The organism is Alsobacter sp. SYSU BS001988, from assembly GCF_054796215.1.
Map to the genome: position 1 here is coordinate 1 of NZ_JBTAMK010000005.1, position 10,363 is coordinate 10,363.

The 10,363-nt window shown below is 71.7% G+C and carries 10 protein-coding genes; 8 read left to right on the forward strand and 2 right to left on the reverse strand.

Translation table 11 applies throughout. The features are described 5' to 3' along the window. Window positions 1-374 precede the first annotated feature (374 nt). Window positions 375-854 carry a VOC family protein gene (locus tag ACYVO7_RS11570; RefSeq protein WP_460449978.1) on the forward strand — a complete coding sequence of 160 codons (480 nt, stop codon included), beginning with the start codon at window positions 375-377 and terminating at the stop codon, window positions 852-854. Here ACYVO7_RS11570 and ACYVO7_RS11575 read toward each other — a convergent pair. Together ACYVO7_RS11575 and ACYVO7_RS11580 are read right to left on the reverse strand one after the other, a co-directional pair. Beyond that, complete coding sequence (locus tag ACYVO7_RS11575; protein ID WP_460449979.1) at window positions 851-1,672, reverse strand: universal stress protein; 822 nt, start codon at window positions 1,670-1,672, stop codon at window positions 851-853. The two genes, ACYVO7_RS11570 and ACYVO7_RS11575, sit on opposite strands and share 4 nt — an antisense overlap. 98 nt (window positions 1,673-1,770) lie before the next feature. Beyond that, on the reverse strand, window positions 1,771-2,490 hold the full coding sequence (locus tag ACYVO7_RS11580; RefSeq protein ID WP_460449980.1) for a CYTH domain-containing protein: 720 nt from the start codon (window positions 2,488-2,490) through the stop codon (window positions 1,771-1,773). A 366-nt stretch (window positions 2,491-2,856) separates the two neighbouring features. Here ACYVO7_RS11580 and ACYVO7_RS11585 point away from each other — a divergent pair, with 366 nt between their 5' ends. From ACYVO7_RS11585 to ACYVO7_RS11615, 7 genes are read left to right on the forward strand one after another with little or no spacing between them, the layout of a single operon-like run. Next, window positions 2,857-4,680 carry a methanol/ethanol family PQQ-dependent dehydrogenase gene (locus ACYVO7_RS11585; protein ID WP_460449981.1) on the forward strand — a complete coding sequence of 608 codons (1,824 nt, stop codon included), beginning with the start codon at window positions 2,857-2,859 and terminating at the stop codon, window positions 4,678-4,680. Then, window positions 4,661-5,254, forward strand: a complete 594-nt coding sequence (locus ACYVO7_RS11590) for a c-type cytochrome (RefSeq protein WP_460449982.1) — start codon at window positions 4,661-4,663, stop codon at window positions 5,252-5,254. The genes ACYVO7_RS11585 and ACYVO7_RS11590 overlap by 20 nt, the downstream gene beginning before the upstream one ends. After that, window positions 5,251-6,267 (forward strand): cytochrome c oxidase subunit II, encoded by a 1,017-nt coding sequence (gene coxB, locus ACYVO7_RS11595; protein WP_460449983.1) that lies wholly within the window; start codon window positions 5,251-5,253, stop codon window positions 6,265-6,267. The genes ACYVO7_RS11590 and coxB overlap by 4 nt, the downstream gene beginning before the upstream one ends. Further along, a complete protein-coding gene (gene ctaD / locus ACYVO7_RS11600; RefSeq protein WP_460449984.1) occupies window positions 6,264-8,225 on the forward strand; it encodes a cytochrome c oxidase subunit I in 1,962 nt (653 codons plus the stop codon). Before coxB ends, ctaD begins: the two co-directional genes overlap by 4 nt. Before the next feature lie 43 nt (window positions 8,226-8,268). Then, window positions 8,269-8,868: a cytochrome c oxidase subunit 3 gene (locus tag ACYVO7_RS11605; protein ID WP_460449985.1), complete on the forward strand. Its 600-nt coding sequence runs from the start codon at window positions 8,269-8,271 to the stop codon at window positions 8,866-8,868. Beyond that, window positions 8,862-9,260, forward strand: coding sequence for a hypothetical protein (locus ACYVO7_RS11610; RefSeq protein ID WP_460449986.1), 399 nt, complete (start codon window positions 8,862-8,864; stop codon window positions 9,258-9,260). The genes ACYVO7_RS11605 and ACYVO7_RS11610 overlap by 7 nt, the downstream gene beginning before the upstream one ends. Beyond that, the gene (locus ACYVO7_RS11615; protein WP_460449987.1) at window positions 9,257-10,210 is read left to right on the forward strand and encodes a cytochrome c oxidase assembly protein; all 954 of its coding nucleotides are present in this window, start codon (window positions 9,257-9,259) and stop codon (window positions 10,208-10,210) included. The genes ACYVO7_RS11610 and ACYVO7_RS11615 overlap by 4 nt, the downstream gene beginning before the upstream one ends. The last annotated feature ends 153 nt before the right edge of the window (window positions 10,211-10,363 follow it).

Sequence of the window (10,363 nt, forward strand, 5' to 3'; positions counted from 1 at the left end):
TCCGGGCCGAAAGGCCGCGGAGCTGAACGCGCGTGCCCTTCTCCCCGGGACGGGGAGAAGGTGGCCCGAAGGGCCGGATGAGGGGCCGACATCCAGCCAAGCCCCACCACCCCTCACCCCAGCCCTCTCCCCGTTCCGGGGCGAGGGGGACGGCTGCGGCGCTTCCCGGCGGTTCAGCCGCTCGCCAACCCTCCTGGATCCCCTTCCCGGCGCTCCGCGCCGCCGGGGATGACGCCGCCTTCCAGGCAGGAGGCGGTCGCGCTCGCCTTCGCCGCCGCCCCGGCCCTCTCCGGGGGCGCAAAAAACCGCCGGCTTGTGTCGGCGCGGGGGCTCGGCGAACGTCCTCGGGAGGACGACGAGCGAAGGAGCCCTTCATGTCCAAGATCGCCCCCTGCCTGTGGTTCGCCGACGACGCCGAGGAGGCCGTGCGGACCTATGTGTCGCTGCTGCCCGACTCGCGCATCGAAAGGATCCAGCGCAACGCCGTGGACAGCCCGGCCGGCAAGGCCGGGAGCGTGCTGGTGATCGAGTTCACGCTGGCCGGCGTGCGCTTCCTCGCCCTCAATGGCGGCAAGCGCGTCGACTACGGCCACGCGGTCTCGTTCCAGATCGCATGCGAGGACCAGGCCGAGGTCGACCGGCTCTGGGACGCGCTGCTGGCGGACGGCGGCGCGCCGCATCAATGCGGCTGGCTGAACGACCGCTGGGGCGTGCCCTGGCAGGTGACGCCGCGCGCCCTGCCCCGCCTGCTGGCGGACCCGGACCGCGAGCGGGCCGGGCGCGTCATGCAGGCCATGATGGGCATGGTGAAGCTGGACGTCGCCGCGCTGGAGCGGGCCGCCGCCGGCGCCTAATGCGCCATCAGCACCGGCAGGGTGGCCGATTTCAGCACCGTCCGGGTCGTGCCGCCGAGCACGACCTCGCGGAAGCGCGAATGGGCGTAGCCGCCCATGACCAGCAGGTCCGCCCCCACGTCGGCGGCGTGCGACAGAAGCGCGTTGCCGACGTCGAGGTCGCTGGTGATGCGCCGCAGCTCGGCCCTCACGCCGTGGCGGGCCAGATGGCGCGCGATGTTGAAGCCCGGCAGGTCCGCCAGGCCCTCGGCGTTGACGGTCGTCACCTCGACGCGCTTGGCCTGCCGCAGCAGCGGCAGCGCGCCGGCCAGCGCCAGCGTCGCCTCGCGGCTGCCGTCCCAGGCCACGAGCGCGTGCTCGAGGCTGGCGGGGTCGCGCTGGATATAGGGCGTGACCAGGATCGGCCGACCCGAGCCGAACAGCGCCGCCTCCAGGATGGAGGGCTCGGCCGTGGACTTCTCCGCGTCGGGCTGGCTCACCACCGTCAGGTCGAAATGGCGGGCGAGCTCGGCCGCCTGCCGGTCGCCGGCGGCGCTGGAGATCGTCGCCTTCAGGGCCTCGGCGACGACGCCGCGGGTGGCCGCGGCGCCCAGGAATCGCTCGCACAGCGCGTCGGCGGCGGCGTGCATCTCCACCGAGAGGCGCTGCACCAGCACGCCGGCGGCTTCGGCGAACACATAGGCGTCGTCCACCTCGCCGACGGGCGCGACCCCGGTGGCGTGCGCGTCCAGGAGAGTCGCCAGGGACAGGCCGTAATGCAGCGTCGCGTCGCCGCCCCGCCCGCCCCCGAGCTCGATCAGTATGTCCTTCACCGGCATGACAGCCTCCCGTTCAGGCCGCTGAGCGCTGGCCTGTCAGGGCGATGCTGGCGCCGTCCGCGGCGCCGCGCATTGCGGGCGATCAAACCCGCGAGGCTTCAGGCCTCCGCGGCGCGCGACACGAAGGGCGCGGCCACCACATTGCCGGCTCGCGGATCGCGGCCCGGGCCGCGCTCGCGCGGCGGCGGCTCGGCCGGACGCTCGGCGGCCTGCTGCGCCTGCGCCCGCTCGGCGGACTGCGCCCGCTCGGCGGCGTGGCCGCGTTCCGGCTGCGTCCGCTCGGCGGCTTGCGCCCGCTCGGGCTGGGCCGGGCGCCGCTCCATCGGCTCGCGGCCGCCGCCGAAGCGCTGCAGCGGGCCGATGCCCTCCAGGTCGTCCAGGATGGCGTTCAGCGCCGCGTCATTGGCCTGCGGGGCCGGCTTGTTGGGCTGGCCCTCCATGGCGATGGCGCGGTCCGTCCAGGCGGCGTCGTCCGTCACCTCGGGCCCGAACCAGGCCGGCGGCCAGAAGCGCGCCGCGTCCTCGCCCTCGGCGAACTCCACGTCCACCACGTCGACCGGCTGGGAGCTGAGGATCTTGGTGAGCTGCACCATCCGCCCCGCCGCGTCGAGGCGCGTGCGCTCGAAGCCGATCCGGGCCGCGCAGGCGTCCAGCAGCGCCTCCGCGTGGCGGCGCGGCACGTCGAATCGCTCTTCCTCGGGCGCGTCCTGGCCCTCGCGGGTGATCAGCACCAGCGTGCTGGCCTGCTGGCTGATCTCGACCGCCTGCTGCCGCTCGGTCTGCGTCGGAAGATAGCCGGTCACCGACCGTTCCGACACGCCGCGCTCCTTGCGCGCCAACCGCGCGAGCGCCGCCGATACAAGAAATCGACGAACCGATTTCATGGAGTAATCCCTTCCGATCACAATCGCGGGCCCGTCCGGGCCCCTGTACGCCCCCTCATGAAGTCTGCGCGAATGGCTTTTTCGCGTCAAACTTGCGTACGCAGGTGTGTCCTCGCCTCACGCGCATCCTTGACGGCGATCCGCCGGCCCGGCGAATCGCCGCGCGCGCCGCCCCGGCGGGCCCCCGCCGAAGCCGTGATCGTGAGTGCGCTGGCGAACCGGCGAAGCTCGGGCGAAGCGGGCGATGGAACGGGAACTTGGGTTCTCCGGTTTCCCCGCAGCCATGAGGTTTTGGAAGACATGACCTTTCGCCGGCTAACCGCGACGTTCGCAAAAGGCGCCGTCGCCGCCTCCATCCTGTGGGGCGCCCCGGCGGCGCCCGCCCTGGCCCAGGCCCAGGGGACGATCGCCGCCCCGAAGGCCGCCGCCCCGGCCGACGACGGCCAGTGGGCCATGCCGGCGAAGAACTTCGCCAACACCCGCTTCAGCGAGCTCAACGAGATCACGCCGGCCAATGTCGGCCAGCTCAAGGTGGACTTCACCTTCTCGCTGGGCGTCAACAAGGGCCAGGAGGCCCCGCCCATCGTGTCCGGCGACACGATGTACATCGTCTCGCCCTATCCGAACGTGCTCTATGCGCTCGACCTCACCAAGCCCGGCGCGCCGCTGAAATGGCGTTACGACCCCAAGCCCGAGGCCGCCTCGCAGGGCGTCGCCTGCTGCGACGTGGTCAATCGCGGCCCCAGCGTGGTCGACGGCAAGGTCTACATGTCGACGCTGGACGGCAACGTCGTGGCGGTGGACGCCGCCACCGGCAAGGAGGCCTGGAAGACCAAGGTCGCCGACATCAATGTCGGCGAGACGGTGACGATGGCCCCCTTGGTGGCGAAGGGGAAGGTGTTCGTCGGGAACTCCGGCGGAGAATACGGCGTCCGCGGCTGGATCCAGGCGCTCGACGCGAGCAGCGGCAAGCCGGTCTGGAAGGCCTACAACACCGGCCCGGACGCCGAGATTCTGATCGGGTCCGACTTCAAGCCCTTCTACGAGGCCGACCGCGCCAAGGACCTCGGCGTGTCCACCTGGCCGCCGGACGCCTGGCGCCAGGGCGGCGGCACGGTTTGGGGCTGGATCGCCTACGACCCGGACCTGAACCTCATCTACCACGGCACGGGAAACCCCGGTCCCTGGAACTCCGACCAGCGTCCGGGCGACAACAAATGGACCAACGCCATCTTCGCCCGGAACCCCGACACCGGCCAGGCCCGCTGGGCTTACCAGATGACGCCCCACGACCTGTTCGACTGGGACGGCGTCAATGAAAGCATCCTGCTCGACATCCCCTGGAAGGGCGAAATCCGCAAGACGCTGGTGCGCCCGGAGCGCAACGGCCACCTCTATGTGATCGACCGCGCCACCGGCGAAGTGCTGTCGGCGGAGGCCTACGCCGCCATCAACGCCACCTCCGGCGTCGATCTCAAGACAGGCCGCCTCGCCTATGTGAGCGACAAGCAGCCCCAGGTCGGCAAGGTGGTGCGCGACGTCTGCCCCACCGCCCCCGGCTCGAAGGACTGGAACCCCTCCGCCTTCTCGCCCGCCACCGGCCTGCTCTACATCCCCCACAACAATGTCTGCATGGACTGGGAGTCGGTCGAAACGAGCTACATCGCCGGCACGCCCTATGTCGGCGCCGAGGTGCGGATGAAGCCCGGGCCCGGCGGCCACATGGGCGAGTTCAAGGCCTGGAACATCCTGGAGGGCAAGCCCGCCTGGGTCATCACCGAGCGCTTCCCGGTCTGGAGCGGGGCGCTGGCCACGGCCGGAGACCTCGTCTTCTACGGAGACATGGAAGGCTGGTTCAAGGCGGTGAACGCCCGCACGGGGGAGATCGTGTGGAAGTTCAAGACGGCCTCCGGGATCATCGGCCAGCCCACCACCTACAAGGGCCCGGACGGGCGCCAGTACGTCGCCATCCTGTCGGGCGTGGGCGGCTGGGCCGGCGCGATCGTCTCCGGCGACCTCGACCCGCGCGACGGCACCGCCGCCAAGGGGTTCGTCAACGCGGTCCGGGATCTCAAGAACGTCACCACGCCGGGAGGGACGCTCTATGTCTTCCGCCTCCCCTGACCCGCGCGGCGGCCGCGCCGTCGCCGGCGTCGCCCTGCTGGCCGCCGTCGGCCTCGCCGCCGCAGGATGCCAGCGCGAGGAGCGCGAATACCGGCCCTTCCCGGTCGCCGACGAGAGCCGCGAGGCCATTGCGCTGACCACCAACTCGGCCGGACCCTCGGCCCCCGAGATCAAGGTCAGCGGCAAGGGCCGGACCTATGAGGCCAACGCCTACCACCAGAGCCAGGGCAAGAAATACTACGCCTGGTTCAACTGCAACGGCTGCCACGCCAATGGCGGCGGCGACTCCGGCCCGCCCCTGATGGACGACCGCTGGATCTATGGCGGCTCCATCGAGAACATCGTCCAGACCATCCGCGAGGGCCGGCCCAACGGCATGCCGTCCTTCCGCGGCAAGATCCCGGACGACCAGATCTGGCAGATCGCCGCCTATGTGAAGTCGATGAGCGGCGGGACCAGCTCGGATTCCGCCCCGCAGCGCAACGACGACATGCATGCGCGTCCCTCCGAGAGCCGCACGCCGCCGAGCCCGCCCGTCAACGGCGCGACGGCCCAGCCGGGTCCCCTGAAATGACGGCCGGCCGGGCGCCGGTCCTGCTTGCGCCGCTTCTCCTGGGGCTCGCCGGCTGCGAGCGCTGGCCCGCCGCCCTCGACCCGCACTCGCCGGAAGCCTCCTCCATCGCGTCGCTGATCTGGGGGTTCGTGGCCCTGCTCGGCGCCATCTGGCTGGCCGTGGTCATCGCCAGCCTGCTCGCCATCCGGCGCAGCCGCGCCGATGCGGCCTCGGCCGAACCGCACGCCTATGACGCGGCGGCCGAGCGCCGCCGGACCGCGTGGGTCAGCGTCCTGACGGCGGCGACGGCGGTGATCGTGCTGGTCCTCACGGGGTTCAGCTACGCCACGCAGCGCGTGCTCTTCGGACCGCGCGAGGAGGACCTGACCATCCTGGCCACCGGCCACCAATGGTGGTGGGAGCTGCGCTACGAGGACGCCGACCCGTCCAGGATCGTCGAGACCGCCAACGAGATCCATGTCCCGGTCGACGTGCCGGTGACCCTGAAGCTGGAGTCCTCGGACGTGATCCACAGCCTGTGGGTCCCCAGCCTGATGGGCAAGATCGACCTGATCCCCGGCCGCCAGAACTATCTGCGGTTCAAGGCTGCGGCGCCGGGCGTCTATCGCGGCCAGTGCGCCGAGTTCTGCGGGGTCCAGCACGCCCATATGGGCCTTCTGGTCGTCGCCGAGCCGGTCGAAGACTTCGAGCGCTGGCGCGACGCCCAGCGCCGGACCGCCGTGCAGCCTTCCGACCCCGAGCGTCAGGCCGGGCATGACGCCTTCCTGAAGCGTCCCTGCGTGATGTGCCACGCCATCCGGGGCGCCGGCGCGGGCGGCAGGTCCGGGCCGGACCTCACCCATGTGGGCGGACGCCGCACCATCGGGGCGGGGACGCTGCCGGTGACGCGCGGCGCGCTCGCCGCCTGGATCGTCGATCCGCACGGGGTGAAGCCGGGCGTCGACATGCCGATGGTCAAGCTCGATCCGGACGAGCTGAACGCCATCTCGGCCTATCTCGAGAGCCTCAAATGACCGACGTCGCAGCCCGCGTCCCGCCCGGCGCCGCGCCCGCCGAAGCCCGTGACGCGCTGCTGCGCGACAAGGACCTGCGCGACACCGGGCTCGGCCCCGGGGACCTGCACGACAGGCTGAGCGCGGCCTGGGGCTCGGGGCGCGGCCTCCTCGCCTGGCTCTCGGACGTCGACCACAAGGCGGTGGGGCGGCGCTACATCGCCACCGCCTTCCTGTTCCTGTTCCTGGCGGGCGCGGCGGCGGTCGCCATGCGGCTGCAGCTGGCGCGGCCGGAGTCGCGGCTGATCGGCCCGGACCTCTACAACCAGCTCTTCACCATGCACGGCACGACCATGATGTTCCTGTTCGCCGTGCCGGTGATGCAGGCCTTCGCGGTCTATCTGGTGCCGCTGATGGTGGGCACCCGCAACATCGCGTTCCCGCGCCTGACCCTGTTCAGCTACTATGTCTTCGCCTTCGGCGGAGCGATGATCTGGATCGCGTTCATGCTGAACATCGGCCCGGACGTGGGCTGGTTCGCCTACACGCCGCTCTCCGGACCCGAGTTCTCGCCCGGCAAGCGCTCTGACATCTGGGCCCAGATGATCACCTTCACGGAGGTGTCGTCGCTCGCCGTGGCCGTCTCGGTGATCGTCACCACCTTCAAGCAGCGCGCCCCCGGCATGACGCTGGACCGCATCCCCCTGCTCGTCTGGGCGATGCTGGTGACGTCCTTCGTCATCCTCTTCGCCATGCCGGCGGTGATGCTGGCCTCCAGCATGCTGATCATGGACCGGCTGGTCGGGACCCAGTTCTTCAACCATGCGGAGGGCGGCGACAGCCTGCTCTGGCAGCATCTGTTCTGGTTCTTCGGCCACCCGGAGGTCTACATCATCTTCCTGCCCGGGACCGGCTTCGTGTCCCAGATCATCGGCGCCTTCTCGCGCCGCCCGGTGTTCGGCTACATGGCGCTGGTGCTGGCCCTGGCGGCGACCGGCTTCCTGTCCTTCGGGCTGTGGGTGCACCACATGTTCGCGACGGACCTGCCGCAGCTGGGCGCGAGCTTCTTCACCGCCTCCAGCATGCTGATCGCCGTGCCGAGCGGCGTCCAGATCTTCTGCTGGATCGCGACGCTCTGGGGCAGCCGCCCTGTCCTGGCGACCCCGATGCTGTTCGTGCTCGGCTTCCTGTTCATCTTCGTGCTCGGCGGCATGACCGGCGTGATGGTCGCCTCCGTGCCGATCGACCTGCAGGTCCACGACACCTATTTCGTCGTCGCTCACTTCCACTACGTGCTGATCGGCGGCGCGGTGTTCCCGCTGATCGGGGCGGTCTATTACTGGTTCCCCAAGATCACCGGCCGGATGCTGAGCGAGCGGATGGGGCGCTGGAACTTCTGGCTCGCCTTCGTCGGCTTCAACCTGACGTTCTTCGTCATGCACATCCTGGGGCTGATGGGCATGCCCCGGCGCGTCTACACCTACCAGGCCGACCTCGGCTGGGGGCCGCTGAACCTCGTCGCCACGGCGGGGGCGCTGGTGCTGGCGGCGAGCTTCGTCCTGCTGGCCGTCAACGTCGTCGCGAGCCTGCGCTTCGGCGCCCGGGCCGGGCCAGACCCCTGGGGCGCGGGCACGCTGGAATGGGCCATGCCTTCCCCGCCTCCCGTCTACAATTTCGCGCGCGTTCCCATCGTCACCCACCGCGAGCCGCTCTGGGCCGAACCCGACGGCCTGCCGGTCGCGCATGGCCTGGCGGTGAACCAGCGCGAAGTCCTGGTCACCACGCTGACCGAGGCCCGGCCGGACCTGCGCGAGACCATGGTCGGACCCTCGATCTGGCCGCTGATCTCGGCCGTCGCGGTCGCCATCGCGTTCATCGCGTCGATCTTCTCGCCTTACGCGGTGATCTGGGGCAGCGCCCTGGTCGGGGCCGCGCTGCTCGGCTGGTTCTGGCCGAAATCGCCCAAGGAGGACCTGTGATGACGACAGTCCGTCCCGCAGGCCTGCGTCCGGGGAGGCGGTCGTGAGGATGCGCACGGTCGCGGATCTGTCGGGCCTGCCCACCTACGGATTCGGCTCCCGCAGCCCGATCTGGTGGGGCACGCTCGGCTTCGTCGCCATCGAGGGCATGGGTTTCGCGCTGGCGGTCGGGAGCTATCTCTACCTCCACCACCTCAATCCGCAGTGGCCGCTCAGCGCCGATCCGCCGAACCCCTGGCCGGGCGTGATCCTCACCGTGCTCCTGCTGGCGAGCCTCTGGCCGAACCGCCTGATCGACAAGGCGGCCCATGAGGAAAACCTCGCCGCGGTGCGCCGGCTCTCCGTGATCATGTCCGTGCTGGGCCTCGCCGCCATCGGGGTCCGCCTCTGGGAGTTCGGCGTCCTGCATGTGCGCTGGGACCAGAACGCCTATGGGTCGCTGACCTGGCTGATGCTGGGCCTGCACGCCACCCACCTGATCACCGACGTCGGGGACACGCTGGTGCTCGCCGCCCTGATGTTCACCCGCCACGGCAAGGGCAAGCGCTTCAGCGACGTCAGCGACAACGCCTTCTACTGGTACTTCGTGGTGGGGGCCTGGCTGCCGATCTTCCTCGTCGTCTATGGGATCCCGAGATGGTGAAGCCCCGCCCCACCCTCGCCGACGACGCCCTGCTCCCGGGCGAGCTGGGCCCCCGCCACCCCCGGTTCGGCTGGATGGGGCTGGCGCTCGGCCCCGGCGCCTGGGCCGTGAACACGCAGGCCAACCTCATCCTCACGCCTTTCGCCTGCGCGGCCGGACGGCCCTGGCCCGTCTATGTCTCCCTCGCGCTGGCGCTGGTCTCGCTCGCCGGGGCGGTCGCCTCGGCTGTCGTCTGGAGCCGCGCCGGCGGGCTGGCCCGCTACCGCGAGCGCGGCGACGGCAAGCCGGGCCTGCTCCTGGCCGGGATCGGGGTCGGCTCGGGCCTCCTCTTCGCCATCGTGATCCTCACCCAGGGCGCGGCCGGGCTCGTCTTCATCGGGTGCGAGAGATGACCCGGCGGCCGGCGCGTCCGGGGGCGATCGCCATGGCGGCCGCGGCGGCCTGGACGATGGCGGCCTCTCCGGCCCTGGCCCATGCGGGCCACGCCCACGCCGCGCCGGGGTGGTTCGAGGACGGCTGGGCCACGGGCCTGGTCGCCGTGGCGGGCGTCCTCTACGCGGCCGGCCTCGCCCGGCTCTGGCGCCGGGCAGGCGTCGGGCGCGGCGTCGCGGTCTGGCGGGCCGGCTGCTTCGCAGCGGGCTGGGCCGCGCTGGCCGCCGCCCTGGCGTCGCCCTTGGCCGGATGGTCGGACCGGGCCTTCGCCCTCCACATGATCGAGCACGAGATCCTGATGACGATCGCCGCGCCGCTGCTGGTGCTGTCGCGGCCGTTGCTGGGCATGCTGTGGGCGTTCCCGCCCGCGTCCCGCCGCGCCCTCGGCGGCCTGGCGACGGCCGGTCCCCTGGCGGCCGCCTGGGCGTTCCTGACCGATCCGCTGGCCGCCACCGTCCTGCACGGGGCCGCCCTGTGGCTCTGGCACATGCCGGCCCTGTTCACCATGGCGCTGGAGAGCCCGGTCTGGCACGCGCTCCAGCATGCGAGCTTCTTCGGCACGGCGGTGCTGTTCTGGTGGAGCCTGGCGAAGGGGCGGCAGGGACGGCCGGACTACGGGCCGGCCGTGTTCTGGCTCTTCGCGACCAGCATGCACACCGGCTTCCTCGGCGTGCTCCTGACGCTGGCGCCGTCGCCCTGGTACCCGGCCCAGGAGGGATCCGCCAACCCGTTCGGCCTCAGCCCGCTGGAGGACCAGCAGATCGCCGGGCTGGTGATGTGGGCGCCGGCGGGCCTCGTCTACGCCGGCGCGGCGCTGCTGGCGCTGGGGCTTTGGATCGGCGCCTCCGGGGCCAGGACCGCCGCCTCCTCGATCGGCCCGGGAGGACGCCATGTCCCGCTCGCGCGGTGAAACCGCCATGCTGCTGACGGGCGCGGCGGCCGGCGTCACGGCCGCCGTCGCCGCCGTCGCCCGCGTGATCGCGCCGCGGCGGGGGGGGGGGGGGGGGGGCGCGGGGGCGGGGGGGGGGGCGGGGGGGGGCGCGGGGGGGGGGGGGGGGGGGGG